This is a genomic window from Elusimicrobiota bacterium (assembly GCA_016788905.1).
Taxonomy (GTDB): Bacteria; Elusimicrobiota; Elusimicrobia; order FEN-1173; family FEN-1173; genus JADKHR01.
This window is the reverse complement of sequence record JAEURZ010000006.1, coordinates 31,854-57,870: the sequence shown is the minus strand read 5'-3', so window position 1 is coordinate 57,870 and position 26,017 is coordinate 31,854. Positions and strand designations below refer to the sequence as shown.

Genomic DNA, 26,017 nt, shown 5'->3' with positions numbered 1-26,017 from the left:
TGAGCGGGGCGGACCGCCCGTTCGGCGACCCGCCCCGCTCAAACACAATAACCCTGAAAGGGTTTTAGACCGCTTTCGTCATATCTTCCACCGGTTTTTTGGACCGGCGAATCGCCCAAATAAGCGTTGCGAGGAGAAGGGCCGCCACCGTCCATCCCTTCGCCCCCAGGGGTTGAAACCCCACCACAATGGGAGCAATAATGACGGCCACCAGGTTGACCACTTTAATCATAGGGTTCAGCGCGGGCCCTGACGTGTCTTTTAACGGGTCGCCCACGGTATCTCCCACGACCGTTGCTTTGTGTCGCTCAGAACCTTTGCCCGTGTTGTCGGCAAGGCTCCGCGGTTCCTCTTCAAGCAGTTTCTTCGCGTTGTCCCAAGCGCCACCGGAATTGTTCATAAAGACCGCGAGGAGCTGACCCGACAAAATAAGTCCGGCCAAAAACCCGCCCAGGGCTTCCACCTGGAACACCAGACCCACGAGAATAGGCGTGAGGATGCCCAACAGAGCTAAACTCACCAATTCTTTTTGAGCCGCCGTGGTCGAAATGGACACCGCCTGCCGATAATCCACCGGAACCTTTCCCTCCAAAACGCCCAACTTGAACTGACGACGGCACTCCTGAACGATTTTGGCCGCCGCGCGACTCACCGCTTGAATGGCGAAGGAAGAAAAGAGCCAGGGAAGGGCGCCCCCGATCAACATACCCACAAAAACGATGGGCACATCGACCCGAATCCCCAGCGCCGTGATAAGTTTATCCGGCTCAACCTTATGCTCAATTTGCGATCGAGCGACGTCCACCAAAAAGGAACCAAAGAGGGCAACGGCCGCGATAACGGCGGAACCGATTGCCACGCCCTTAGTGATGGCCTTGGTCGTGTTTCCGACCCCGTCGAGATCCGCCATAATCCGTTGTGCCGCCTTCGTTTCAGGATCTGTCATTCCGGACCAGGACATTTCCCCGATTCCGTTCGCGTTGTCCGCAATAGGACCGAACGAGTCCATGGCCACGTTATTGCCGGTCAGGGTCAACATTCCAATACCTGTCATGGCCACCCCATACAGAATAAACGTCACCCGCTGGGCCGGGTCCAATCCGGGAATCGTGCCAAAAATCCCGATGGAAGAAACGATCGTCAGGGCAATAACGAGGATCGACCAGACGGAGCTTTCGAAACCCGTTGAAATGCCCTGGAGGATGAGGGTCGCCGGCCCCGTGTCCGCTGACTTTTTAATTTCTTTGACGGGGGAAGCTTCGGTTCCCGTAAAGTGTTCGGTCAACCGATCAATAAGAATAGCCAACAGAACACCCGAAGCCACTGCCATCGGAATCCGCCACCAACCACCCCAAGCGTCCATTTCAGGCCCACGCAGATAAAAGTATCCCGCGATGAAGAAGAGACCCGCGCTGATGGCCGCTGAAACCAAGAACCCCTTGAAAATCGCTTTCATCGCGTTCCCCGCCCCCCCCGGCCCCTCTTTCACGACATAGGTTCCGAAAATCGAAGAGAGGACCCCGATGCCCCGCACCATGAGGGGAAACACAATCCACTCCATTCGCCCGGTAATGTGCATAAGGGCTAAACCTAGAATTAGTCCGGCCACGATGGTCACTTCGTAGGACTCGAAAATATCCGAGGCCATCCCCGCGCAGTCTCCCACGTTGTCGCCCACCAAATCCGCAATGACGGCCGGATTGCGTGGATCGTCTTCAGGAATGCCCGCTTCGACTTTCCCCACCAAATCGGCCCCCACGTCCGCGGCCTTTGTAAAGATACCACCACCCACACGCATAAAGAGAGCGAGGAGAGTCCCACCAAAACCAAAACCTAAAAGAGCGTCCGGCGCGGCAATGCCGAGGATAATAAAGATCACCGTTCCGCCTAAAAGACCTAAACCGTCGGTCAACATCCCAGTCACGGTCCCCGCTCGATAGGCAATCCGGAGCGCGTCACCAAAGGAACGTCGCGCCGCCGAGGCCACGCGGACGTTGGCTTGCACCGCCATCCGCATTCCGATCTGGCCCACCATCAAGCTAAAAAAAGCCCCCATAACGAACGCCCCCGCCCGCGCCAACCCGATGATCATCCGCACGCGGTCTTCCGTCATCCCGTGAAACCGCTCCATGGCTTCCGGAGTAGGAGGGACGATGTAGACCGAGTAGAAGAGCGCCACCGTTAACACACCGATTAACGGCAGAATGGATTTCAATTGTTGGCCCAGATAAGCGTCCGCGCCTTCCCGAATGGCGTTCCACACTTCTTTCATTTTGGGCGTTCCAGAATCTTCCCGCAAAATCTGCTTCCGTAGAAAATAGGCATACCATAAACCAATGATGGCGACACCCAAAACGCACCATATGGCAATTTGTTCGAACGATGTTAAACCTTGCATAGCCTGTAAACCTCCTGGGTCAGCGTGTGGAATTGGAAGAATGGATTCTAGCCTTACTGGTCGTCTCGGTCAAGGGTCAAAAAAAACGATCGTTTTCTCAACAGGATTTTCCTATCGGAAGGGAAACAACTAAAACTAATCCAGTTCGAACACCTCGCCAAATCGGGGGGTAATCACACGGTCAATCCCCTCGGATTTCAGGCGGTCGCGAAGGGCTTCCCGCTGGGTCTGGTCCCCATGGACAAGAAAGGTCTGTGCCGGACGAGGCGAAAGGCTACGGACGAACCACGCCAAGTCCTCTTGATCCGCGTGGGAGGAAAGGTGAGTCAAAACCTGGACTTCCGCCGCCACGGCGTGCATGAGCCCGAATATTTTCACCTTACGGGATCCTTCCACGAGCCGACGGCCCAGGGTCCCGGACGCCTGGTGACCCACAATCACGATCGTCGTGTGGGAGAATCCCACCAAATTGCGCAGATGATGAAGAATCCTCCCTCCCTCACACATCCCTGATCCCGCCATAATAATTTTTCGGCCGGGGGTATTCATCAACCGCTTGGATTCCTCCACCGATCGAACATAGCGAACAGACCCGAACCCAAAGGGGTCCCCATCCTTAACAGCAAAATCCCTAAATTCTTTTGACAAACTGACATGGCTCATATGTTTCTGAAATATTTCGGTTATGTTCGTGGCCATGGGGCTATCCACATAGATGTGAATAGGCTTTATTTTCTTTTGTCGGAGAAGTTTTTCCAAGATGAACACGAGTTCCTGGGTCCGTTCCAACGCAAAACTGGGGATCAGGATGGGCCCCCCCTCCTTTTCGGACCGGTTGATCACGTTGGTCAGGAACGCTTCGGCCTCATGCACCGGCGGGTGGGTGCGCCCTCCGTAAGTGGTTTCAATCAGAAGGTAGTCCACGTGGGCGGGGATTTTAGGTGGATCCATTAAAATACTCTCCCGGCGACCCAAGTCCCCCGTAAAAAGGAGATGCCGTTTTCGTTTCAATGTTCGCAGCCCCAGGTGAACCATGGCGGATCCCAAGACGTGGCCCGCGTTAAAAAAAGCGCCTTCCACCCCGGGAACCACTTCAAACGATTCGTCGTAGGGATGGGTTTTCAACACCGCCAAGGTCCTCTCCACATCCTCTTTGTCATAAAGGGGCTCAATGCGGAGGCCTTCGGCGGCATGGATTTTATTGAAAAATTTAGCGTCTTCCTCCTGCAAAATGGCGGAATCCATCAACATGATGCGGAGGAGATCCGCCGTCGGCTCCGTGCAGTGAATCCCCCCGCGAAAACCTTCCTTCACCAACAGGGGCAATCCTCCCGAATGGTCAATGTGCGCGTGGGAAAGGAGAACGGAGGAAATGGATTTGGGATCCGCGGGGAAAGACCGGGTTTTGAGCAACGCCTCGTGACGATGCCCTTGATAGAGGCCGCAATCCATCAGGATTCGGGAATCTCCATATTCCACCAAATGGCGGGAGCCCGTCACCTCATCCGCCCCCCCATGAAACCGGATCGAGAAATTTTTTGGTGCGTTTTCCATTCTAACGACCTCCCCCAGCGGCACGACCCGCAAGCCAACCGGTTGTCCAAGCGCTCTGAAAGTTGAACCCTCCTGTGACCCCATCAATGTCTAAGAGTTCACCCGCAAAGTAAAGTTTTGGACAAAGCCGGCTTTCCATAGTCGAAAAATTGATCTCTTTCAAACGGACCCCCCCCGCGGTAACAAACTCTTCTTTGAACGCGCTTTTTCCAGAAACTAAAAAACGTCCGCGGGTCAGCTCATCCCCTAAACGAACGGATTCTGTTTTTGTAAGGTCCGCCCATCGGCGATCGCGGACCAACCCCGCCGCGCTCACAAGCCGTTCCCACAATCGATGAGGTAGATCACCAAGGGGCCGCACAGACACAGCGCCCCTGGGAAAATCGGTTCGCATGCCTTTCATCTCTTCTTGAACCAATTCGCCCCGCCTTCCCACCCAATTAACGCAAACGTGAGCCTTGTACTCTCGTTCGTTAAGCTCCCGTGCCCCCCATGCCGATAATTTAAGCACAACAGGTCCACTAAGACCCCAATGGGTAATCAGCAAGGCGCCCGATTGTTTAAGCTCGGTCCCTTCAATGGATAGATCGGCATATTTTACCGAAACTCCAGCCAATCCTTTTATCCGCGGGTCTGAAATGGTCAATGTAAATAGGGACGGTACAGGGGAAACGATGGAATGCCCCAGCTCGTGGGCCCAGCGATGGCCTTGGGCTCCGCTTCCGGTGGCCAGGATCAAGCGGTCCCCTTGCCACAGGTTTTCACCCTGATGGACCCGAAAATGGTTTTCTTCTTTTTTGACATGCAGATCCCCGAGACCCGTGTGGATCCTGACACCGGCCGCACGGGCGGCACTCATCAGAGCGTCCACAATGGATTGGGATTGGTTGGAAGAGGGGAAAACGCGACCATCGGATTCGATCTTCAGATCGACACCCCGTTTGAGAAACCAGTCCATGGTGTCACGGGGCTGAAAGTGGTGAAAGGGACCTAAGAGCTCGCGCCCCCCCCGGGGATAATGTTGAACGAGACGTTTCGGTTCGAAACAGGCGTGTGTCACATTACATCGCCCACCTCCCGAGATCCGGACTTTTGCCAAAACCTCCCGTCCCCGTTCCAGGAGAACAACCGAAGCCCCGACCTCCGCCGCGGCAATGGCGGCAAAAAATCCCGCGGCCCCCCCACCCACCACAACGACAGATGGGGCTGTCACGCGATCGCAGCGTTCCGCAAAGATCGGAACCTAGGCGGGGAGGTTACGGTGGGTTCCGTCGCAATAGGGCGGGGTCTTGGTGTGCTTACACCCACACCACGCCACTTTTTTGACCTCATTTATTTCAACAGGAACAGGTCGAAGCCCCGTCCCACTTTTGGCATGGGCCCCATCGCAGTAGGGTTGGTTCGCCGAATGCCCACACGCACACCAGTGTTTCATTCCAGGGCTTTCTTCTTTGATATAAGGACCTTTCTGAGCCACGCGAGGTTCGGACATGGGTTCCTCCTTCCCATTGGATTAATGGCTCTATTATACCGAACCGAGCCGCCTCCTGGGAAAAGAAAAATCCGGTTTCCCGTCGCGACACCCATTCAGATGGATCGCGCGACGACAAACCGGAATAAAAATACTCCCCGGGCTGGACTCGAACCAGCAACCCTTCGATTACAAGTTCCCTTGAGTTTCCTCAAGGCTTGGACTATCTCATCTCCGGCCCCGGAAGTCTGGGGTGACGGAGCCAGGCGCTTCCCCCTTACGGGGTACGAGCGTAAGCTCTAGTCTCTGCACCTTCCCAACCGATGATGTTGGGCTTGGCTCAGGATTCCCATGTCTTTTGGACGAAGGCTTCCCTGAATTCACCTGGTTATTCACCCGCCTGTTTCCAAACGGGGCTGCATTATTAAGCTGGGCGTGCAATTCCGCGTGACAGTTCGCACAGACAAGCAGGCAATTCTTGAGTTCTGCTTTGACTCGTTCCCAAGATCTCGTATAGCCCTTAAAAGCTATGCCGAAAGACTTTCCATCAACATGATGAAACGTCAAAGCCTGGAAACATCGGCTGTAACCGCAGAGCTGACAACGTCCGCCCATATGGCCAACAGCCATTGATTTCAGGTTACTGCGTCTACGAGCAACAAAGAATTTTGTTTTGAAGTTTAATCCACAAAACTTTCTTTGCCGCCCTGTCAACACTCGATCGCACCGGCGCCAAGCGCATTTCATACAGTCGAATGCTCCACCATTGAGCTACCGGGGAAAAATCTATAGCGTTGGGATTCTAGCATCCCCTCATTGGGTCCGCAAGCCCATGGGCGCCTTCTCTATCGTCGAAAAAATCTTGATGGGTCTTTTCCAAAAACGTAGGATAGGGGCCCATGAACAATCCATTCGTTCGCCATCGAGCCCTGATCTCAATTCTCTTGACGGGTTTCATCTTCGCGGTTTTGGCCCTCGGCCTTTTCTTACGGCACTTTTTAGTGGACCTTCCTCCCGTCCACAGCCTGGACAACTACACCCCGTCTCTGGTCACGAAGGTTTACGATTTTCGCGGGGAACTTATTTCCGAACTTTTTATCGAGAAACGTAGCCTGCTCCCCTTGACCGAAATTCCGGTCAATATGCGGCGGGCCGTTTTGGCCATCGAGGACAACAATTTTTACTCCCATATGGGGATTGACACGCGTGGGATCCTTCGTGCCCTTTGGAAAAATATTCGCGCCCGACGTCTTGTTCAAGGGGCCTCCACTGTTACCCAACAATTGGCCAAAAACATCTTCCTGACACGGGAACGCACTCTTTCTCGGAAAGTGAAAGAACTCCTTCTCACTCTTCAGATCGAACGGAACTTGAGCAAAGACGAAATCCTTCAGCTCTACATCAACCAAATTTATTTTGGCCATGGGGCCTACGGCATCGAGCGGGCGGCCCGCACTTTCTTTGATAAATCCGCCACGGATCTCACCTTGCCGGAATGCGCTCTCTTGGCCGGTTTGCCCAAAGGGCCAGAACGATTTTCCCCCTTTCGGCGGCCCGACCGCGCTATCCGGCGAAGGAATATAGTTCTTCAACGCATGAAAGACGAGGGCTATATTACCGAAAAAGAACAACTGCACGCCATCGCCGTACCCCATCTGTTTGAGCGAAAAAAGGCCGATACCGCACACGCTTCCTACTTCGTCGAAAGTGTTCGCATTCAATTGGAGCCCAAATACGGGACAGAAGCCCTCTACAAAGGGGGATTGTCCATCTTCACCACCTTGGACGTCCGCATGCAGCGCGCCGCGGAAGAAATCACGCAGCGGCATTGGAACTCCTTTGACGACCGATACGCGGAGCAACGCTTGGAAGGCCTGCTGAAAAGCAAAGAAATCACACAAGACTTTTTTGACCGCTGGAAAAAATGGAAAGCGGCCCCAGAGAAAGAAGAAGAACCCGATGATTTCCCCGAACCGGTTCCGGTCCAAGGAGCGCTCGTCTCTCTGGATCCCCACACCGGCGGCGTAAGAGCCCTCGTGGGGGGCCGCAATTTTCAAGAGAGCCAGTTCAATCGCGTGTTGCAAGCCAAGCGTCAGCCGGGCTCAACCTTTAAACCTTTCGTGTGGTTAGCCGCCTTGGACGCGGGGATGACAGCCGCCACCATTGTCGACGACCTCCCCATCGCTTTCACCGACATGGAACGTCGCCCCCGCCTGGTGGCCGAAGCCACGGATTACGCCACGCTCCGGGAAATGGTCACGGGATACTACCTCTTGCCCCGGAAACCCGATCAACCCGACCCGATCTGGGCCCCGCAAAACTGGGACAACAAATTTTTGGGCCCCATCTCTCTTCGCCGGGGTTTAGCGGGATCCCGGAACTTGGTTTCGGTTCGACTGATCGATCGGGTTGGCCCCAAAGCCGTGGTGGACATCGCCCATCGCTCTGGAATCAACAGTCCCCTGGACGCCGTTCTTTCCCTGGCCCTCGGTTCCTCGGTTGTCACTCCTCTCGAAATGACAAGTGCCATTGGGACCTTCGCCAACAATGGGGTTCACATGGATCCCTACACCGTAACCCGCGTGGTGGACCGCGACGGAAAAGTTTTAGAAGAAAATGTGATCCAAGGGACGCCCAGCGTGTCCCCTCAAAATGCCTATCTGATCACTCGCCTCATGCAAGCGGTGATTCAGGAAGGGACGGGCTCCTACGCCCGCCGCTTGGGCCGACCTGTGGCCGGAAAAACAGGCACAACCCAGGACATGAGGGACCTGTGGTTTATGGGCTATGTTCCGGATTTGGTGACAGGTGTTTGGATTGGTTACGACGATTTTACGTCGTTGGGGAAAAAATTAACCAGCGCGGGAACCACCGTTCCCCTTTGGACCGAGTATATGACGGAAGCGACGAAATACGTGCCCAACCGCGACTTTCAAGCCCCCCCCGGCATCCTGTTTTCAAAAATCGATCGTGACACCGGATATCTGGCCCTGCCCACCTGCCCCCACGTCGTACTCGAGGCCTTCCGCGAGGGGACCGTCCCCACGGATTTATGTCCCGTGGACCACGAAACCAACGAACCGCCTCCTGAGGAAGAAATAACCGAATAACGGCGGGAGGGCTCAGGGATCCGAACAATCCCGCGTGGAACCACAGTTGAGGCAAATAATTTTACACTTGCGCGACACAGCGGTTCCCCCGCACAAAAGACAAACGGAAACGTCTCTCGGGTCAGGCGTTCTCACATTCCGGGAAGATTCATCCCTTTCATCATTTCCATGGCTTTCGAAGCGGCCTCACGCTTAACCGCCTCACCGGTTTCTGTCAGGAGCGCCGCCAAAGATTTTTCAAGTGTCGTTTTCTGTCCGGGGTTTAACAACGTGTCGTCGATCGACAAGCTCTCCACCCGATGGTTTCCATTCACCACAATGACTAACTTTCCACCCAATGCTTTTTTTTCAATGCGCAGATCCCCCAAGCGCCGTTCCGCTTCCTGAGCCATCTTGCGCATATCCATCAACTGCTTCATTTTGTCAAACATACGTTATCCTCTCTCTGATGGGATTGAAAAATCTTTGGGGATAGGGTCCCCCCAACGAATCCGGTCAGGACCCACGATGGCCCGGTAAACCAAAACCTCAACACCCGCGTCAACGGCCCGTCGGAGGGATTCCCCGTACGCGGGATCAATGTGGTCCGCGGCGCGAAATACCTTTCCCTCCGGGCGCTGAACCACGAACAGCATGGCGGCGCGATCGCCCCTCTGCACCACCCGAGTCAATTCTTCCAAATGTTTCTTCCCGCGTTCGGTGACCGCGTCCGGAAAAGAAACCGCGTCCCCTTCCAGCAAGGTCACATTTTTTATTTCAACCCAACACCGGCCCGGCGGCCCTTCCAACAAAAGGTCAATCCGACTGTTGACGCCGTAGCGCACTTCCCGCCGGACATCCGTGAAACTGATGAACTCTGGAATCAGTCCGTACTGGGCGGCCAAACCCGCTAAGCCGTTGGGAATCCCGGTATTGACACCCACCCAGCCCGCGTCCATTTCAATCATCTCCCACGTGTACCGGTGTTTTCTTCCAGGATCGGGATGATAACTGAGCGCCACGGGGCGTCCAGGCTCGGAACAACTTTTCATGCTCCCCGTATTGGGGCAATGGACCGTCACTGTTCTCCCGGTTTCAAGACGCACATCCGCCAAGAAACGCTTGTAGCGCTTCAGGAGGATCCCCCGCGCCAACGGTGGCGAAAAGACTATTTCAGCTTCCATAAATTCCACAATTCCCGGTTGATCGCGTCAATATCGTCCCGAGAAATTTTGTCCGCTTTTCGCGGTTGGACGGCGGGGGTCCCCGCCGCCAGAAAAGATTGAACCCCCAAGACCTGTGCCCCGACACCGCGCACCCACCGCTGAATGGCCCGGTCATCCGTCACCACAACCGCTTCACGGGGATTCGCTAAATCGTCCACCAAATCCTTAATTAACTTGTCCGCGTCCTTCCCCGGTGAAAAGAGAACTCGTGTTGTCCCCGTCCACGGGGGAGAAGAAACATCCGCTTGCCCATCGAACACCACGGTGACCGAATGGGAACGACTCCCTTGGGGCTGGCGATCTTCGATGAAACGGAGCAACTTCTCCCGTCGCTCCCGAAGCAAACCGGATGAAAGCGCCTCCGATTGGCAAATAACGTTGTACCCATCAACGACGAATTGGGCCATCAAATCACCCGGAGCGCGACCTACAACCGCCCAGAAAGGAGGCCCCAACGATGCGGGAATTGACCATGCTTCAATCATACGCCAATCGGAGCCTAAGGTAAACCGCCATCCGAACCTCTTCAAAGGATTGCCCCAAGGGGGTCTCTTCTTTATCGGGTCGGTAACCCGTCTAGCCGGGATCCGCGCAAGGTGGTATCATCGAACCCTATGAAATGGGCTTCAGCGCTTTCGGCAGAAAGCCGATTGGAAACGGCCGTAAAAGAAGCGGCCCTCTCGGTTAAAAAACAATTGGATGGAGCGGTGCCGGATTTCATGGCCCTGTTCGTGTCCCGAAACTTTGCGGACCGCTATGAAGAGGCCGGCGCACTTTTGGCCGATCGACTGCCGGGCCGGGTGGTCATGGGAACGAGCGCCGCCGGGCTCATCGGCGAAGGAAAAGAACTGGAGTCAAAACCCGGGGTCAGCCTGACCGCCGCGGTTCTTCCCGATGTTAAAGTTCACGCTTTTTCCATCCAAGAGGAGGACTTGCCCGACCTGGATGATTCTCCCCGCGCCTGGGAAAAACTGGTGGGGGTTCGAGCGACAGAGAACCCGCAGTTCGTACTTTTGGCTGACCCTTTTTCCTTTCGAATTGACAACTTTATCCTGGGTCTCGATTTCGCGTTTCCAAAATCTGCCAAAGTGGGTGGGCTGGCCTCGGGCGGGTCGGAACCCGGACGAAACGCCCTCTACCTGAACCATTTGTGCCTTCGATCCGGATTGGTCGGCGTGGCCCTCACAGGAAATATTGCCCTTGAGACCGTTGTCGCTCAAGGATGCCGCCCCATTGGTCTCCCGCTTCGCGTGACCGAGTGTAACGAAAACATCTTGATTTCCGTTAACGGAAAACCTCCGGTGGAGGTGCTTCAATCCATTTTCCCGGATCTTCCGGACCGGGATCGCCGGCTGATGAAACAAGCCCTTTTCGTGGGGATCGCCATGACATCCACCCTGGATCACCCTGCCCAAGGAGATTTCCTTATTCGAAACATCCTTGGCGTTAACAACGAAAACGGCTCTTTGGCGATCGGCTCCCCCCTTCGCCCGGGCCAAACCATCCAATTTCACCTCCGGGATTCTCACAGTTCGACCGAAGATCTTCGTGCGGTCTTTGACCGCACGGGAGAAGCCAAAACCAAAACCCGGGGAGCACTTCTCTTTTCGTGCGTGGGCCGCGGAAAATCCCTTTTCGGGAAGGCCAATCATGACACCGACTTTTTTTTACAGAACGTTGGGCCGGTCCCTCTCGGTGGTTTTTTTTGCAACGGAGAAATCGGACCGGTAGGGGGCACCACCTACGTCCACGGATACACCAGCTGTTTTGGATTGTTTCAACCCTGCCATGAATAAAGGGTTCGCTCTTTTTCTAAGTGGTATTTTGTTGGGAAACTCCCTCTTCGCCTCTGTTCCACCGGCCACCGCGGACGCACGGATGAACACCGCCATTGACGAAGGTCTCACCGCTCTCTACAACCTCGATTTTCCGAAAGCGAAATCCACGTTTATCCATTTGTCCGAAACCTACCCCGCTCACCCCATTGGGCTTTATGGATTGACCACCACCCTGTGGTGGGAACTGACGAACGAATTCGACGAAAAAAACGACGTCTTGGAAAAAGAGTTTATCGCCACGGCCGATCGAACCATCGCGATGACCCGCGCCATGGTCAAGAAAGGAGACCCCTCGGGGGTCGGCCATCTTTGCTGGGGCGGGGCGTTGGGCCTCCTGGCGCGCTGGGACGCCATTCAGGGCCATTGGCTGGCCGCCTACCGGCACGGCAAGGGCGCTTTCGACATTCAGCAAAAAGCCATTGAGATCAATCCAAACAATTACGATGCCTATTTGGGCCCCGGAATCTTTCATTACTACGTGGCGGTTCTCCCAGCCACCGTGAAGTTTTTTGCCCGCATGGTTTTCGGTGGTTCCAAAAGCCAGGGGCTTGAAGAAATTCGTCTCGCCATGACGCGAGGACGGTTCTCCCGTATGCCCGCGCGCCTTTTTCTCGTGAACATTTACGCCAACAATGAAAAAGATCCAGCCACGGCTTTGGCTCTCCTCCGGGAAGGTCGTCTGGAGTTCCCAGACAGCCCCTTTTTTCATTTTGTTGAACTCCTCTTGTTGGGCGACGCCCAGGACTGGGACGGACTGGAAGCCGGAGCGTTGGATTTCCTTGCCCGCATCAAAGAGGGACGACCTCACTACGGGGCGCGGTTCGAACATCGGGGGTTCTACGCTCTTGCGAACAGTTATTTGGGCCGAAAAGAAACCGCCAAAGCCCTCGCCCTCTACAATCATATCCTCGCTGAATTTCCCTTTGAAGACCGTTGGATCAGTTTCTCGTATCTCCACCGGGGAAAAACATTCGATTTAATCGGCCGACGCGAAGACGCCTTGGCCGACTACCATACCGTTCTGAAACGCCGTGACGTGTGGGAACTTCACGACAAGGCGAAAGCGCTGATCCGGCGCCCCTACGTTCCGGAATAGATGGTGAACCGATTGTGGGGGATGGTTTGGGCGATCGTGATCCTATCGGGAATGGCCGCCACCGCCCATCACCTCCGAAACACTGTCCATAACGCGTTTTTCCTAAGATCAGCGGGCGTTTCTCAGGAAGCGCGGTCGAACCTGCAGGAAACCCTTGATCGCCAAACCCGCGACCTGGGAGACTTGGCCTATGAAATGGGGCAGAGCGCCACACTGGAAGAAACCGGTTTTCAGGAAAAAGCGGTCCGGCTCTTACGTGACGCTCCGGTGTATTCCGCGATCGCGTTTTTAAACGAAAGTTTTAGGCGACAGTGGGGATTCCCTTTCACTTCCCGTCGGCTCACGCAGGGAACAAATCTGGTCAATCCTTCCGAAGAGTGGACCGCGGCCCACCGGTCCGTCAGCACCGGAGAACCCGCGGCCTCCGGACTTGTGGATCTGATGGAAGGGGGGAGGGGGATCCTCCTTTACGCCCCGGTCCACTACGGCGGGCAATGGACGGGCGTGCTGGAGGGATCGGTTCTGATCGCCCGTGTGGCGCTAGACTTGATTTCACCAACCGTTGGTCGAGATTTTTATTACACGATCATTGATGAGCGGCAGGGTCGCGAAATTTACGCTTCCCCGTCCCCTGGGGTAAAAAATGTTTCACCGGCTTACGACTCCTATTTCAGTCTTCCCGTGGCGGACCGAACCTGGTGGATTCTTCTTCACCCACAGGCGCCCCCGCCGACCTTGGCCATTGTCGTCGGCGCGCTGTGCGCGGAGGGATTGTTGGGGTTCCTGATATATTACCTTTGGAGGAAACGAAAATGAAACGACTTCTGATGGTCTTACTCATGGCAGGCGGGTGGGCGGGCATCGCGGCAGAACCTTTCGATGTGGCTGTCGAAGGACCAACGTCGAACGACCCCATTATTTTGCAAGGGACCTACACGGCCCCCACGGCCAAGGGCGCCCCGGTTCTCGTTACAGTGCACGGGTTAGGAAGCTCACGCGAAGAATGGGCTCCAATCCTCCAGCGAACCACCGATCGCGGGTGGGGTTCCTTGGCCTTTGATCTTCGAGGCCACGGACGAAGCCGTGGAACGATTTCAGGGAAACCCGTCAATTTCGAGGATCCGGACAACGGCCGCAATCCCGCTTTTTGGGCCCATCTCCCGGGAGATTTGGAACGGGTGGTCAACGCGTTAAAAAAGAAGAACGGGATCACTCCGCAACAAATTGTTCTGATCGGCGCAAGCGTCGGAGCGAACACGGTTTTGGACGCCTCCGCACGCCTCCCGGGCACACGGGCACTGGTCCTTCTATCCCCCGGCCTCAATTACGCGGGGATTTTAACGGAGGGCCCCATATCCTCCTTGACCCTGCCCACACTCCTCATCGCGGCGAAACCGGATCTCTACGCTTTCACAAGCGCCGAACGATTGAAAATGTTAGCTCCGCCTTCCCTTCTCACATGGAAACCCCTTTCGGCGGGGACGCCTCAGGGGGCCCACGGGGTTCAACTCTTCGACGGAAAACTAGAGATTCAAATTTTAGATTGGATTGAAAAGGGCGACAAACGCTGAAGACGGTTTACTTTCATTCCAGACAAAGTCACTCCCCCCACGTTTTTCCCCTGAACCAAAACGTGAAAGGCCCCCCCAAACGCATGGGGATGAATCAACTGTTGAACTTGCCGTGCCACCCGCGGTCGGTCGGATTCGGCCGCCCCTTCAACCAACGTCCGTAAAAGATTCTCCCCCGCCGAGAGAAAATAGGACCCTTGCCGCGCGTAAACAAGGGGGACCAATTCTCGAGGTTCTCCCAAACGAGCCAAACGCGTAAAATCCACGTGGGCCGTCATGTCCTGTTCGCCTATGGCGGTGAAAGGATCCTCTCCAACGGTGTGCTGGAAGAAAGTTCGTCGCGTTCCATGGGGCCGATGGTTACCAAACAGTTCCCCCCCCACCCCACCGTAATCAACCGTCAGCACAAAACCTCGAGCCAAAACGCGGGATATTTCTTCCACTGTATCTTCCATAGAAAGAAAAACTTCCCCCTCTTGGCCTTCCTCAAGGATCACCCCAGACAAAGCCAAAGATTCCGCTAAACCAGGGGAGGGAGGCCCTGGACACTCACGCAGACGTTCTCCATGAGTTTCCACCCACAGTTCCCAAAGGCGCCCTTCTTTCCAACGGACGCGATGAAAGGGGAGAGCGTCAAAAAATTCGTTGGAATAAACACATCCGTCCACCCCCGCCGTATGTTCCATTTCCTGTAAACTGGCGTGAAAATGAACATGTCCATAGCGGGACAATCGACACCGAGCGGCCTGTCGGGCCACGGGGCTCGCTTCCACCAGGTGGAGACTGACACGGCGGGCCCGCCCCTTCTCTTCCAAAGCGCGCAGCACCGATTCCGCTAAAGCACCGTCGGATCCACCCAGTTCCACCAGGGTGAACCGTTCGGATCCTAAAGCGTCCCACATCTCGATAAATGTTTCCGCCAACAAGCGGCCGAACAAGGGACCGGTCTGAACGTTCGTCACAAAGTCCCCCGCTCGCCCGGTCCGAACCTTGGTCATGTAGTAACCGTAGCCCGGATGAAAAAGTGCCCACGACATAAATTCCGCAAAGGTCACCCGGCCCCGCCGCCCGATTTCGGCCCGAACGATCGCGTCCATAGGTGTCATTCCTTGTTCTCCAAGACCCGCTCTATTTCATCCCGAACCGCCACGACCGATTCCGTTCCTCGAGCCGCCTCCAACACGGTCCGTGCCCAAGGAGCCCTAGCACGTCCCAGAGCCCACGCCGCGTGATTCCGGACGAATGGTTCCGGATCCGTCCGAAGCACGTCGGTCAGTTCCTCTCGCAAAAGATCCACAGCCCCTCGGTTCGCCGCCACCAAACACGCGTTCCGAACCAATCCCGCGCGCTTCGCCCGAAGGAGGGCCGTCCCAGCGTATCGCGCTCGAAACATTTCCGGTGTTTTCAACCGGAGAACTTCCGCCAAGGACACCCAGGCCCCCGTCCCACGATCCGATGAAAATTCTGGCCATCGGCTTTCCAACGGACGCACGTTGAATGGACAAACGTCCTGACAATCATCGCACCCAAACAACCAATCGCCCCCTCGGACTCGGAGAGGCCAGGGAATCTCCCCGCGGTTCTCAACGGTGTGGTACGCCAAACAAAGCCGTGCGTCCAGAGAAAAAGGCGTGTCCAGCGCCCCCGTGGGGCATCGATCCGCACACCGTTCGCAAGACCCGCACCCTTGAGGAAGAGCCGCGTCCGAAGGAAGGTCCAAATTCACGACAAGGTTCGCCAGAAAAAAGTTTGAGCCCAAACCCGGGATAATGAGGTTGGTATTTTTTCCCACAAAACCCAACCCCGCCCTTCGGGCAAAAGCCCGTTCCAAAAACGGCTGGGCGTCCACGCTCGGCCGGGCGAGCACGTCACCAAACTCGCGCCCAAGTTTCTCTTTAAATTCCTCCAACCGCCGTTCAATCACAGGATGATAGTCCACACCCCAAGCGTATCGAGCCACACGCCCGTAGGCCAATCCCGGAGCCGCCGGAAGAGGCCCCGCATGAAACGAAACCCCGAGCGTGATCACCGACCGGGCTTCCGCGAGGAAAGAGCGAGGAGACGCGCGCCGCGCGGGGTCCCGGGTCAACCACGCCATCCCCGCGGCATGACCCGCTTGAGACCAAGAAGCCAAACGGTCCCCATCTTCCACCACGGAATCCGATCCGGTGAATGAGACACGGTCAAACCCAAGTTCCTGGGCCAACGCTCGAACCCGTTGTGCCTTTGCGTTCGTCACTTGTTCAGGAAGAACGGAGACGAACCAGCCGTTCGGGAAAGTTGGAAGCGATGGCGTTCACCCGGAGACGAAGAACGCGTTTCAAGTCCAATCGCTCGTTGACGGTCCAGGTTCCCACGAACCATCCCCGCTGCCGAGCCTCCCGTGTGAACCGGTCCGTCAGAAGAGTGAACCGAGGGAAAACCCACTCCGCCCTGGACAGCGCCATCCGCCGAGGAAGGTCCTGAGGGATGGTGCGTAAAAGGAGTCCGGTTCGAAGGCGGGGACACGAGACCTTGGCCTGGGTCATCGCTTTAGGATTAAAAGAAATTAAAATTACCCGTCCCACCATTCCCCTTTTCTTCAGAACCGCAACGGTCTGTTGAACAAGGGAACGCGCGTTCCCAGAATTGGTTTTTAATTCAACAACAACCTGGAGGAGTGCCCCGGTTTTAGTCCGACGGGATTTGGCCCAGTCGAAAAGATCGTCCAACCGCCATAACTTCTCACGGGCAAACCCCCGACCAAACCAGGACCCCGCGTCCAGGCGCTGCAGGTCCGCCCAGATTTTCTTTCGAACGAGGCCACGACCATTGGTGGTGCGATCCACCGTTTCATCGTGAATCACCACGGGCTGACCATCCTTCGAAAGATGGACGTCGCATTCCACAGCCTCCGCCCCCAACCGAAGGCCCGCCTCAAAAGACGCGCGTGTATTTTCCGGAGCGTGGCCCATCGCCCCCCGATGCCCAATAATCAAAACGGGGGGAGAAGGATCCTTCTCCTTGGCCGGCGCGACAACAGAATTCATCTTTGTTCCCATGTCACAAGAGCGCACGCAGGTCACGTTCAAGGCGTTCCACCTCTTCGTCGTTCGTCCCGTCGTAAGAACCGCGTTGGATCCCGTCCCTGTCCACGAGCACCAAACGAACGCTGTGGATCAGTTGGTTTGCGGGATGCGGAGGGGAGGAACCATCCACGGCAATACGAAACCCATTCACCACCACTTCGTGCATCGTGGGGGGTTCCCCCCACAAGAAAAACCACCGTTTCGGATCCGCTCCGAACCGCGCCCCATAGGAACGAAGGACCGAGGGGGTATCAAACGCCGGATCGACGGAAAACGAAACCAACCGAAAATCCTCCGCATCGGCAAACGTTTTCTGCAACCGGGCCATTTGTTGGGAAAGGAGAGGGCAAGGACCCTGGCAACGGGTAAAAATAAAATTGGCCACCCACACACGTCCCGTAAGTTGAACCGATGAAAAGGATTTTCCAGTGCTTTCCAAGAGATGAAACACCGGGACAGGCGCGCCTTTGGGAGAATCAGACGTCTTGGATTTTTCACGATCCAGATACCACGAACTCCCAATCAGCCCCATCAACACCAGGGTCAACCAGAGACAGAACTGCCGAAAAAAGAACTCGGGTGGTGGAACCCGAAAAGCCATTAGTGGCTGCGCGTTCGATGAACCAAGAACCAGGCCCCCGTAAACATGGACACCGAAAACAGGAAAATCCCTCCCACACACACCAACATAGACGGTCCGCCGCTTCCCGAGGAACCAAAAAAAGCGAGGTGAAGACCGGCCACACCGTAGGTCACAGGGTTGGCCAACATGAGAACCTGGAGCCACCCTGGGGCCCCCGTCACAGGGAACACCGCTCCAGACAGAAACCAAATCGGCATCAAAATCAAGTTCATCATGGCGTGAAATCCTTGAATGGAATCCGTCATCCAAGCCATCATCAGCCCGAGCCCTGTTAACCCAAAAGAAAGAAGAACCAGGATTACCACAGCCCAAATCACCCCACTCACGGAAAGAGAAACACCAACCACCGGAAGAAGCGCAATAAAGATCACCGCTTGAAGAAGCGCCAAAAGGGTACCTCCAAGCATTTTTCCCATGACAATGGACCCCCGAGGTGCGGGGGAGACCAAGACAGCCTGAAGGAACCCCGCTTGGCGATCTTCAATCACTGAAATCGTTGAAAAGATAGCGGTGAACAAACAGACAAGCGCCATGGTCCCGGGAAGAAAGTATTGCAGGTAGTTCAGTCCCGCTCCCACCGTCCCCGGGGGAGCCTGAAAATTGCGTCCCAAACCCGCTCCAAGAAAAAGCCAGAAGAGGAGGGGGGTCGCCAAAGCCCCAATCACCCGATTCCTTTGCCGAAAAAAACGCGCCATTTCACGGGCGACCAAGGTCCCGGTGGCTAAGATGAAACGACGACCGCTCACGCGAGGACCTCCGATTGTTCCGCCCAAAACCGATGGCCGGTGTGAAGAACAAAAACGTCTTCCAAGGTGGGTTTTCCCACTTGAACAGAAACAATCAATCCCGGAAACGCCTCCACCAATTGGGGAACAAACCGATGCCCGTCGGGACGATCCATCCGAACAAACCCGTCCACTTCCTTCGCCTCCACGCCGAATTGAGCGCGAACCCCCTCAATCAGCCGGTCGGAATCTGTCGTAATAACGGTCACCACGTCCCCTCGAATATCGTCTTTCAATCGGGCGGGGGTGCCCAAGGCCGCCAGCAAGCCTTTGTCCAACAACGCCAAGCGAGAACACCGCTCGGCCTCTTCCATCAAGTGAGTGGTCACCAGAACGGTCACCCCTTGTTTTGTTAACGAGGAAAGATACGTCCACACATCTTTTCGGGCACCCGGGTCTAAACCCGTGGTGGGCTCATCCAAGAGGAGGACGGAGGGTTCGTGAAGCAGCCCTTTGGCGATCTCCACCCGTCGTTGAAGGCCACCAGACAAGGTTTCGACCCCATCGGACGACCGATCGGCAACACCCAGCCGCGCCAAAAGATCCGTCGCCCTCCGGCGAAGTGTTTCCCCTTCCAAACCATACAGGTGCCCCTGATGAATAAGGTTTTCTAAGACGGATAGTTTTTTATCGAGACTGGGCGATTGGAAAACCACTCCAATCGTTTCGCGAACCTTTTCGGGAGACACCGCCACCTCGTGTCCCAAGAGAACCGCCCGACCCCCGGTGGGACGAAGCGCCGTGGAAAGGATTTTAAAAAGGGTTGTTTTTCCTCCTCCGTTGGGGCCGAGGACACCAAACAGTTCCCCCGGCTGAACAGAAAAAGTAATTCCGCGGAGCGCCGGGGAGGGATCGGCGCCTCGCTGTCGGGGCGGATAATCGTGACGGAGCCCGTCAATCTCTACGGCATCGGTGGTCATACGCTCCACCGCACACCGTCAATAACAAGGATGCCCAATAAGACCGGCAAATAAACCACCGAAGCCAAAAAGAGCCTACGGGCTCGAGTCGTCGACCGGTCTTGCGAAAAGAGAAACCCCAAAACCAAAAGACCTCCGCCCATCAGGCCGGCGGAAACCGCGTAAGCGGGCCCCACCAGGGGCGCCAACAAGGGCAGAAAACTTGCCACCAACAGGGCCACCGTTAACCCCACGATGCGACGAGCGGTCCTCTTCCCATCGATTTCCTTGACCGGCAACATGGAAAGCCCCGCTCGGGCGTAATCGTCACGGTAAAGCCACGCCAGAGAAAAAAAGTGGGGAAACTGCCAAAAGAAAAGGATGGCAAACAACGCCCAAGCCCCCGGTTCAAACCGACCCGCGGCCGCGGTCCAACCCATCACCGGAGGGAGGGCCCCGGCCACCGCACCAAACACCGTATTGAGCGCGGTAATTTTCTTGAGCGGTGTGTAGACGTAAAGATAAACGCTGGCTGTCAGTCCGGCCACCACCGCCGTCAATCCGTTCACGAAACCCGCCAGATAAACCATTCCTCCCACCAATAAGAGGACCCCCACGAACAACGCTTCTCCCGGAAAAAGTCGGCGGGCAGGTAGGGGGCGAGATTCGGTCCTCCGCATGAGCGCGTCCACATCTCGCTCAAAAAGCATGTTTAACGCACAGGCCCCGGACGACACCAAAAGCACGCCGAAGGCCGTGTGCCCCAAACGCGCCCCATCCAAAACACCCGGAGATCCGAGGAGAAACCCCGCCAGAGCGGTCACCGCGGCCATAACACTGATCCCCGGCTTCGTGAGAGCCATGTAATCTTTCACACGGTTCGACGTGAAGGTTCCTGAAAAGCGTCGCCAGGCCAAGAGCAACAACATCACGGAAAATCCCAAGAGAAGGGCCCCGACCATCACGTGCCCTGTGGTCCACAACACAACCGCCATCGGTCGTAGTTGCCAACCGCTCACCGTGAAACTTAAGAGCGTGATCACCCCCAGCGACACCTGGAGAAAATAGACCGCCGCCAAGCCCAGGGCCGTCCGCCAAAGCGTGAGATCCTGAGCGTGGGTCCCATTCAAGCGATGAAACACCCATCCGATCCACAGGAGGAGGAGGCCCGCGTTAACAATATGGAATTCAATGGCGTGACCCGTATGGCGGACCACAGCCCCCAACACGAGTTGAACAAAAAGAGTGAGAAAGAGGAGCAACGCAATATGGGGCAGTGGCACGTGTGAGGGTCGGTCCGGAGCGGCGGGGACCCCGGTCGATCGCCACGCCGGAGACGTCCACACCGCCAAGGCAACGGTCAGACAAAAAAACGTTTGGGCCAAAGTTCCATGGGCAATGGAAATGGGTTTAGGAAGCTTATAGAGGACCGTTAGACCGCCTAAAACACCCTGAACGACCACAAGGGCCAGGGCACCCCAAGACGCCCGGCGAATCCACGCTCGAGGATCCCGCCGAAAGACCACAACGGTGAGGATGGTCAGCATTCCCACCCCTGTGGCCACCATCCGGTGTCCGTGTTCAAAAAGAATCCCCCCTACCATGGGCGGCATGAGCCGACCGTAAGAAAGGGGCCAATCCGGGACCGACAAACCGGAATGGGTACTGGTGACAAGACCTCCGACAAAAATAAGGGCCAAGGTGGCCACAACCAACGTCAAGGCCACCCGAAATCTTCCTGGAGAATAAACGTAGGGATCGGTCATTCGTCCCACACATCACCCGGTTTTATTGGTGGGCGAAGAGAATACAGATAGGTGATCAAATCTTCCATTTCATCCTCTTTGAGCAAATCTCCCCAGGCCGGCATAAGAAACATCGGGGGTGGTTTCAAGGGATCCTCAGGTTCCGGTTGCCGCCCCAAGGCGATTCGCTCTTTCAATTCGTCACGGGTAAATCCGTCCCGAACCATCGTGAGGGAAGGGATTTCCAGACCCACCACGTTCGTGTTCCGGACCCCTCCTCCTCCGTACGGCCCGTGACAGACCCCGCATCCGAGCCGGTTGTAAATATTTTCCCCACGTTTTTCCGGCTGACCTTGGAAGCGTCTGGAATTCCAGGGCGGGTCTCGCCGATAGTCTTCCCCCTGGAGCGTCGCCATATAGGCCACAAGCTCAGCACGGTTCGATTCCGTTAATTTGTAACGGGGCATTCGGGTATCGGGCTTCCACTCTTGGGGATCTTTCATCCAAAGGTCCAGCCATTCCGTTGAATGACGAAGACCCACGGTGGTCAAATCGGGACCCGCCTGCCCTCCCCCACGATCACCCACACGGTGGCACGTTAAACAACCCAGACCCACGAAGCGCGCCCGACCCCGCGCCACAGGATCCGAAGGGGAAGAACACCCCCACAGAAAAAAAACAATTAAAGCCGATAAAAATAAGTGCATAAGGTTGGGATTCCGATGCCCCATTGTATATGAAGGGGACCTATCTCTCAAGGAAAGATCCACCCCCTTGATAAGAAACCCTTGAAAAAAAAATGTTCTTCTGCTATGTTAAAAGAGATGAGACAACAGAGCCGACATCACGCTGCGGAATTCCCCCCGCGTTGTTCAAAAAAAATCGCATCGTTTCTCTCGGGAATGGCGCTTTTGGGCCTCACCACCACGCTCTTCACACCGACTCTTTCCCTTCACGCCGACGATAGTTTTGACGACACAGACTATATGGCCGTACTGGAAGAACGCGAGCGTGGGGTGGGGTGGAATCTGGCCATTGGACCGACCGGGGGGCACACCACTCTCCTGGGCGGGTACAAAGACTATGGGAACCTGGGTAACGTTGGGCTGGATATTTATTTTCGACCACCCGTCCCCCAATTCCCACGATGGTATGACCGGCTTCTATTCCGTCTTTCCGGCAGCTATTATCCTTTAGAGGTTCCCCCCTACGTGGCCTACACAACGGAGGATCTCTATTCTGTTAACGCCACGGTTATTTTTCGACTCATGGGATTTTACGGAACCCCGGAACACAAGAGACTCATCCCTTTCATTGGAGCGGGTCCAGCCCTTCAATGGGACCGTGTTTCTATTAAACACCCGGCTGTTCAGGAAAGTGGGGCGAACATGCACCTAGGTTTTTCGGCGACGGGCGGCTTCATGCTCCCCACGGTGGCAGGGTTTCGCCTCATCCCTGAAGTTCGCTACCAAGCCGTCCGCGAACCCGATCAATATTGGACGTCCCATATTTCGTATATGTTGGCGTTAACCTATTGGCCCCCGGCCAATGTGGTGGAATAATATGACCAAACAGCCCTTCCCGTTAGTCTTTGGATTAATGAGTCTCTTGGTTTTTTCCTGGGGATGCAAGCGCAATGCAAACAACCCACTCCTGGGAACACCCGATGATGCCGTCACGGACGTTCAACTTTACGTGCGCGGGGTAGACAACACAAATCCCCCTGAAGTATCGGTCCTTTTTCAGTCCGTGGCAAATTCTTCTTTTCGCATGACGGATTTGTTATTAGCTAATTTTGCCGTTCTTCAAGATGAAAAACCGCTGATCGCAACTCGTTATGGCCCAGCGAACGACTACCCTTTCGCCGTCATGCTCATCATGGATCGGAGCGGGAGTATGGCGGATCCCTTTGGCAGTTCGAGTCGAGCCGAAGAAGCCAATATCGCGGCCACTGTGTTTCTAAACAACCTCCCCGCCACCGCCCAAGCGGGGCTGATCGAGTTCAGTTCGAATGCCCAGATAACAGTACCCATGACCACCAACAAGCAACATGTCATATCGGCGGTCAACTTTTCGACCGCCAGCGAGGGCGGGACGGCCCTCTACGACTCGATTATTCTCGGGGCTCAGGAACTCTCGAAAGCGACCGGGTTACGATTAATCGTCTTTCTCACTGATGGAGATGACAGCGCAAGCACCCATACCGCCGAAGACACTCAAGCCGCACTCCTTTCAATTGGAACGGTGGCCAGTGGGGTGATTGTTAGTACATCCGTTTCTAATAATGCCAAAGCAAAGATGCAGACGATTGTCGATGGAACAGGGGGAACCCTTTCCGAATCTCTAGACCCCATAGATTTGGAAAATGACCTAAGCAACCTTCTGAATGGGGGGTCATTTCAAGATATCTACGCTTTAACCTTCCGAAGACGGAACAATGAACCCAACATCCGAATTTACGTGAGCTACGGAACAAACTCAGCTTCCGTGGACATGAGCGTCTACCGATAACGTCCGCCTTTTAGCCCTAAAGAAAAGGCCCGGTCTCCCTTAAAAGGAAGCCGGGCCTTTTCAATTGCGTAGATCGTTTAACCGTATTTGTATTGAACGCCGAAGCCCCCGCGGGGCCAGTCGCATTTAATATTATCGAAAGGGCAAAGCATGCGGCAGGCACCGCATTCGATGCAATTTTCGAACGAGACGATAAGTTTCTTTTGGCTTTCTTCCCATTGATAGACTTGGGCGGGGCAAACCGTGGTGCAAGGTTTGTCGTGGCACTTGTTCAGACAGGCGGCGTTGTCTTTGATGGTAATATGGGCCTGATGGTCCGCCTTATACGTCAGGCTCCCTAACTTTTCATCCACATTAACTTTCGGTAACGCGTCAGAGCTCATGGTTAGTTCCTGTGGGTCAGTTTCCACAACAGGACCCTCATTTTAAGGGCCATCTTCATAAGACTAAATTCGTTTTTAAGGGTCAGTTCCGATTTCACCATCGCCTTGACCGCGGGGTTTCCAAGCAATCGTTGAAGAATGCTTTTTTGAACGTCGCGTTTCGGACGGCCATCCACCTGGAAATAGTCGTACAGGGATTGGGCCATCAGCTCAGGCCCCTCAGCCACTAGATCCATATGCTTTTCCACCATGGATTCAAGGTCTTTATGATCAAAGAGGTCGGGAATAATAAAACAGTCTCTCAATTTCGTCTGATAATTCGAAAGGGTTTTCGCGCTAAAGTCCCCCTTCTTTTTGGCCTCAATCACCGTTTCACCGGCCAACCGGCCCGCGGTCATGGCCATGTTGGACCCTTCCCGGTGGGACGCGTTAACCATTTGGGCCGCGTCACCCACAACCAAAACGCCATCCGCAAAAAGCTTCGGCAACGAGTTGTAGCCCCCTTCCGGAATCAAATGGGCGGAATATTCCAAGGGTTTGGCGTCTTTAATCAGGCGCCGTATCATGGGATGCCTTTTGGCGTATTCCAGCAGATCCGGTGGACGTATCCCCGTTTTTTGGAAATGAGAAAGCTTTACGCCCACACCGAAAGAAAGAGATTCTTTGTTCGTGTAAAGGAAAGAATACCCCAACATGCCCCGTGAGGTATCGCCGAAGATCTCAACGGTGGTTCCTTCGCCTTTCTCCAAGTTGAAGCGATCTTCGATCTTTTCGCGAGGCAACGCCAGGACTTCCTTTACACCCAACGCCACTTCGTCCGCTGTCCATTCGTCCAGAAGACCGAGTTGTTGCCCCAGGAGGGAGTTGACCCCATCAGCGGCAATCACCACGTCCGCAAAAATTTCATCGCCTTCACTGGTTTTAATACCAACCACTTTTCCGTCTTTTTTGATCCCTTCTCGGACCGTCACTCCAGTAAACAGCTGAGCCCCCGCCTCTTCAGCTTTTTTGGCAAACCATCGATCAAAATTCGCACGGATAACGGTGTAACAGTTGTGGGGTTCCGCCAACCATTTCTCTGATTTGAACCCCACTTGAAACATGGAATCCTTGGAAAGAACCCAAATTTTTTGTTCCGTGATCGGCCGTTCCAGGGCGGCCTGGGGGTCTTTCCAGAACTCCGGGACAATTTCGTCCAACATTTTGGTATACATCACCGCGCCTTGAACGTTTTTGGCTCCAGGGTATTCGCCCCGTTCCAAAAGAACAACGTTCAACCCGGCTTTGGCCATGGTGAGAGCGGCAGCCGTTCCAGCGGGACCCGCCCCAACAACGATCGCGTCGAATTTATCGTCAGCCATGGGAAATCACAAACTCGGGGAAGGAACCACTTGCCGAACCGCCTGATCCAATTCGACCGGGGTGAACGGTTTCGCCAAGAAACCTTTGACTTGGGGAAATTTGGCAAACATCTCTTGGGTAAATTCCAAGGCTGTCACTATGATCACGGGAAGGTCCTTAAACTGAGGATGATTAGAAAGATGCATTGAAAGCGTGTGGCCATCCATACCGGGGAGCATCACATCCAAGAGCAACAGGTCCGGCTTTCCCTTCGACAAAACTTCTAAAGCCGCCGTCCCAGACGACGCTTCAAGGACGTGATGACCGTTTCGCTCAAGGACACTCCGAGAATATTCCCGGATATCGGATTCATCATCGGCAATCAGAATAGTGGCCACG

25 protein-coding genes are annotated in these 26,017 nt (G+C 55.2%); 7 read left to right on the top strand and 18 right to left on the bottom strand.

Annotation, left to right across the window (positions count from 1 at the left end):
* Window positions 1-64: 64 nt before the first annotated feature.
* The 4 genes from JNK54_03960 to JNK54_03945 form a co-directional block, all read right to left on the bottom strand.
* Window positions 65-2,398 carry a sodium-translocating pyrophosphatase gene (locus JNK54_03960; GenBank protein MBL8023421.1) on the bottom strand — a complete coding sequence of 778 codons (2,334 nt, stop codon included), beginning with the start codon at window positions 2,396-2,398 and terminating at the stop codon, window positions 65-67.
* A 135-nt stretch (window positions 2,399-2,533) separates the two neighbouring features.
* Window positions 2,534-3,952, bottom strand: a complete 1,419-nt coding sequence (locus JNK54_03955) for an MBL fold metallo-hydrolase (protein ID MBL8023420.1) — start codon at window positions 3,950-3,952, stop codon at window positions 2,534-2,536.
* Between the two features lies 1 nt (window position 3,953).
* Window positions 3,954-5,165, bottom strand: coding sequence for an NAD(P)/FAD-dependent oxidoreductase (locus JNK54_03950; protein MBL8023419.1), 1,212 nt, complete (start codon window positions 5,163-5,165; stop codon window positions 3,954-3,956).
* Window positions 5,166-5,195: 30 nt separating this feature from the next.
* Complete coding sequence (locus JNK54_03945; GenBank protein ID MBL8023418.1) at window positions 5,196-5,444, bottom strand: CDGSH iron-sulfur domain-containing protein; 249 nt, start codon at window positions 5,442-5,444, stop codon at window positions 5,196-5,198.
* Window positions 5,445-6,322: 878 nt separating this feature from the next.
* Here JNK54_03945 and JNK54_03940 point away from each other — a divergent pair.
* Window positions 6,323-8,533: a PBP1A family penicillin-binding protein gene (locus JNK54_03940; GenBank protein MBL8023417.1), complete on the top strand. Its 2,211-nt coding sequence runs from the start codon at window positions 6,323-6,325 to the stop codon at window positions 8,531-8,533.
* Window positions 8,534-8,664: 131 nt separating this feature from the next.
* Here JNK54_03940 and JNK54_03935 read toward each other — a convergent pair whose 3' ends face one another.
* The 3 genes from JNK54_03935 to JNK54_03925 are packed head-to-tail and all read right to left on the bottom strand — an operon-like array spanning window position 8,665 to window position 10,223.
* Window positions 8,665-8,964 carry a YbaB/EbfC family nucleoid-associated protein gene (locus tag JNK54_03935; protein ID MBL8023416.1) on the bottom strand — a complete coding sequence of 100 codons (300 nt, stop codon included), beginning with the start codon at window positions 8,962-8,964 and terminating at the stop codon, window positions 8,665-8,667.
* 3 nt (window positions 8,965-8,967) lie between these two features.
* Window positions 8,968-9,696 (bottom strand): DNA/RNA nuclease SfsA, encoded by a 729-nt coding sequence (gene sfsA, locus JNK54_03930; protein MBL8023415.1) that lies wholly within the window; start codon window positions 9,694-9,696, stop codon window positions 8,968-8,970.
* Entirely contained in the window at window positions 9,681-10,223 is a 543-nt protein-coding gene (locus tag JNK54_03925) for an NYN domain-containing protein (protein ID MBL8023414.1), read from the bottom strand. Before JNK54_03925 ends, sfsA begins: the two co-directional genes overlap by 16 nt.
* A 129-nt stretch (window positions 10,224-10,352) precedes the next feature.
* Here JNK54_03925 and JNK54_03920 point away from each other — a divergent pair, with 129 nt between their 5' ends.
* The 4 genes from JNK54_03920 to JNK54_03905 are packed head-to-tail and all read left to right on the top strand — an operon-like array spanning window position 10,353 to window position 14,243.
* Complete coding sequence (locus tag JNK54_03920; protein MBL8023413.1) at window positions 10,353-11,534, top strand: FIST C-terminal domain-containing protein; 1,182 nt, start codon at window positions 10,353-10,355, stop codon at window positions 11,532-11,534.
* The gene (locus tag JNK54_03915; GenBank protein ID MBL8023412.1) at window positions 11,527-12,672 is read left to right on the top strand and encodes a hypothetical protein; all 1,146 of its coding nucleotides are present in this window, start codon (window positions 11,527-11,529) and stop codon (window positions 12,670-12,672) included. The genes JNK54_03920 and JNK54_03915 overlap by 8 nt, the downstream gene beginning before the upstream one ends.
* Complete coding sequence (locus JNK54_03910; GenBank protein ID MBL8023411.1) at window positions 12,673-13,488, top strand: CHASE domain-containing protein; 816 nt, start codon at window positions 12,673-12,675, stop codon at window positions 13,486-13,488. It begins immediately after the preceding gene.
* On the top strand, window positions 13,485-14,243 hold the full coding sequence (locus JNK54_03905) for an alpha/beta fold hydrolase (GenBank protein MBL8023410.1): 759 nt from the start codon (window positions 13,485-13,487) through the stop codon (window positions 14,241-14,243). The genes JNK54_03910 and JNK54_03905 overlap by 4 nt, the downstream gene beginning before the upstream one ends.
* Here JNK54_03905 and JNK54_03900 read toward each other — a convergent pair.
* From JNK54_03900 to JNK54_03865, 8 genes are read right to left on the bottom strand one after another with little or no spacing between them, the layout of a single operon-like run.
* The gene (locus JNK54_03900) at window positions 14,204-15,349 is read right to left on the bottom strand and encodes an SAM-dependent methyltransferase (protein ID MBL8023409.1); all 1,146 of its coding nucleotides are present in this window, start codon (window positions 15,347-15,349) and stop codon (window positions 14,204-14,206) included. The two genes, JNK54_03905 and JNK54_03900, sit on opposite strands and share 40 nt — an antisense overlap.
* A complete protein-coding gene (gene queG, locus JNK54_03895) occupies window positions 15,346-16,482 on the bottom strand; it encodes a tRNA epoxyqueuosine(34) reductase QueG (GenBank protein MBL8023408.1) in 1,137 nt (378 codons plus the stop codon). Before queG ends, JNK54_03900 begins: the two co-directional genes overlap by 4 nt.
* Before the next feature lie 4 nt (window positions 16,483-16,486).
* A complete protein-coding gene (locus JNK54_03890; protein MBL8023407.1) occupies window positions 16,487-17,272 on the bottom strand; it encodes a hypothetical protein in 786 nt (261 codons plus the stop codon).
* Between the two features lie 13 nt (window positions 17,273-17,285).
* Entirely contained in the window at window positions 17,286-17,912 is a 627-nt protein-coding gene (locus JNK54_03885; GenBank protein MBL8023406.1) for an SCO family protein, read from the bottom strand.
* Window positions 17,912-18,700: an ABC transporter permease gene (locus JNK54_03880; GenBank protein ID MBL8023405.1), complete on the bottom strand. Its 789-nt coding sequence runs from the start codon at window positions 18,698-18,700 to the stop codon at window positions 17,912-17,914. Before JNK54_03880 ends, JNK54_03885 begins: the two co-directional genes overlap by 1 nt.
* On the bottom strand, window positions 18,697-19,659 hold the full coding sequence (locus JNK54_03875; GenBank protein MBL8023404.1) for an ATP-binding cassette domain-containing protein: 963 nt from the start codon (window positions 19,657-19,659) through the stop codon (window positions 18,697-18,699). The genes JNK54_03880 and JNK54_03875 overlap by 4 nt, the downstream gene beginning before the upstream one ends.
* Window positions 19,656-21,404: a protoheme IX farnesyltransferase gene (gene cyoE / locus JNK54_03870; protein MBL8023403.1), complete on the bottom strand. Its 1,749-nt coding sequence runs from the start codon at window positions 21,402-21,404 to the stop codon at window positions 19,656-19,658. The genes JNK54_03875 and cyoE overlap by 4 nt, the downstream gene beginning before the upstream one ends.
* On the bottom strand, window positions 21,401-22,090 hold the full coding sequence (locus JNK54_03865; GenBank protein MBL8023402.1) for a cytochrome c: 690 nt from the start codon (window positions 22,088-22,090) through the stop codon (window positions 21,401-21,403). The genes cyoE and JNK54_03865 overlap by 4 nt, the downstream gene beginning before the upstream one ends.
* Before the next feature lie 195 nt (window positions 22,091-22,285).
* Between JNK54_03865 and JNK54_03860 the strand changes: the two genes are divergently transcribed.
* Entirely contained in the window at window positions 22,286-22,945 is a 660-nt protein-coding gene (locus JNK54_03860; GenBank protein ID MBL8023401.1) for a hypothetical protein, read from the top strand.
* A 37-nt stretch (window positions 22,946-22,982) separates the two neighbouring features.
* A complete protein-coding gene (locus JNK54_03855; protein MBL8023400.1) occupies window positions 22,983-23,894 on the top strand; it encodes a VWA domain-containing protein in 912 nt (303 codons plus the stop codon).
* Window positions 23,895-23,971: 77 nt separating this feature from the next.
* Here JNK54_03855 and JNK54_03850 read toward each other — a convergent pair whose 3' ends face one another.
* The 3 genes from JNK54_03850 to JNK54_03840 are packed head-to-tail and all read right to left on the bottom strand — an operon-like array spanning window position 23,972 to window position 26,016.
* On the bottom strand, window positions 23,972-24,277 hold the full coding sequence (locus JNK54_03850; GenBank protein ID MBL8023399.1) for a 4Fe-4S dicluster domain-containing protein: 306 nt from the start codon (window positions 24,275-24,277) through the stop codon (window positions 23,972-23,974).
* A gap of 2 nt (window positions 24,278-24,279) precedes the next feature.
* On the bottom strand, window positions 24,280-25,638 hold the full coding sequence (locus JNK54_03845) for an FAD-dependent monooxygenase (protein ID MBL8023398.1): 1,359 nt from the start codon (window positions 25,636-25,638) through the stop codon (window positions 24,280-24,282).
* 6 nt (window positions 25,639-25,644) lie between these two features.
* Entirely contained in the window at window positions 25,645-26,016 is a 372-nt protein-coding gene (locus JNK54_03840; protein ID MBL8023397.1) for a response regulator, read from the bottom strand.
* Window position 26,017 lies beyond the last annotated feature (1 nt).

What these genes read in the sequence shown, in the direction of transcription:
- JNK54_03960 (MBL8023421.1), bottom strand. Translation starts at nt 2,398, where the DNA reads ATGCAAGGTTTAACATCGTTCGAACAAATTGCCATATGGTGCGTTTTG.
- JNK54_03955 (MBL8023420.1), bottom strand. Translation starts at nt 3,952, where the DNA reads ATGGAAAACGCACCAAAAAATTTCTCGATCCGGTTTCATGGGGGGGCG.
- JNK54_03945 (MBL8023418.1), bottom strand. Translation starts at nt 5,444, where the DNA reads ATGTCCGAACCTCGCGTGGCTCAGAAAGGTCCTTATATCAAAGAAGAA.
- JNK54_03940 (MBL8023417.1), top strand. Translation starts at nt 6,323, where the DNA reads ATGAACAATCCATTCGTTCGCCATCGAGCCCTGATCTCAATTCTCTTG.
- JNK54_03935 (MBL8023416.1), bottom strand. Translation starts at nt 8,964, where the DNA reads ATGTTTGACAAAATGAAGCAGTTGATGGATATGCGCAAGATGGCTCAG.
- sfsA (MBL8023415.1), bottom strand. Translation starts at nt 9,696, where the DNA reads ATGGAAGCTGAAATAGTCTTTTCGCCACCGTTGGCGCGGGGGATCCTC.
- JNK54_03925 (MBL8023414.1), bottom strand. Translation starts at nt 10,223, where the DNA reads ATGATTGAAGCATGGTCAATTCCCGCATCGTTGGGGCCTCCTTTCTGG.
- JNK54_03920 (MBL8023413.1), top strand. Translation starts at nt 10,353, where the DNA reads ATGAAATGGGCTTCAGCGCTTTCGGCAGAAAGCCGATTGGAAACGGCC.
- JNK54_03915 (MBL8023412.1), top strand. Translation starts at nt 11,527, where the DNA reads ATGAATAAAGGGTTCGCTCTTTTTCTAAGTGGTATTTTGTTGGGAAAC.
- JNK54_03910 (MBL8023411.1), top strand. Translation starts at nt 12,673, where the DNA reads ATGGTGAACCGATTGTGGGGGATGGTTTGGGCGATCGTGATCCTATCG.
- JNK54_03905 (MBL8023410.1), top strand. Translation starts at nt 13,485, where the DNA reads ATGAAACGACTTCTGATGGTCTTACTCATGGCAGGCGGGTGGGCGGGC.
- JNK54_03900 (MBL8023409.1), bottom strand. Translation starts at nt 15,349, where the DNA reads ATGACACCTATGGACGCGATCGTTCGGGCCGAAATCGGGCGGCGGGGC.
- JNK54_03890 (MBL8023407.1), bottom strand. Translation starts at nt 17,272, where the DNA reads ATGAATTCTGTTGTCGCGCCGGCCAAGGAGAAGGATCCTTCTCCCCCC.
- JNK54_03885 (MBL8023406.1), bottom strand. Translation starts at nt 17,912, where the DNA reads ATGGCTTTTCGGGTTCCACCACCCGAGTTCTTTTTTCGGCAGTTCTGT.
- JNK54_03875 (MBL8023404.1), bottom strand. Translation starts at nt 19,659, where the DNA reads ATGACCACCGATGCCGTAGAGATTGACGGGCTCCGTCACGATTATCCG.
- cyoE (MBL8023403.1), bottom strand. Translation starts at nt 21,404, where the DNA reads ATGACCGATCCCTACGTTTATTCTCCAGGAAGATTTCGGGTGGCCTTG.
- JNK54_03865 (MBL8023402.1), bottom strand. Translation starts at nt 22,090, where the DNA reads ATGCACTTATTTTTATCGGCTTTAATTGTTTTTTTTCTGTGGGGGTGT.
- JNK54_03860 (MBL8023401.1), top strand. Translation starts at nt 22,286, where the DNA reads ATGGCGCTTTTGGGCCTCACCACCACGCTCTTCACACCGACTCTTTCC.
- JNK54_03855 (MBL8023400.1), top strand. Translation starts at nt 22,983, where the DNA reads ATGAGTCTCTTGGTTTTTTCCTGGGGATGCAAGCGCAATGCAAACAAC.
- JNK54_03850 (MBL8023399.1), bottom strand. Translation starts at nt 24,277, where the DNA reads ATGAGCTCTGACGCGTTACCGAAAGTTAATGTGGATGAAAAGTTAGGG.
- JNK54_03845 (MBL8023398.1), bottom strand. Translation starts at nt 25,638, where the DNA reads ATGGCTGACGATAAATTCGACGCGATCGTTGTTGGGGCGGGTCCCGCT.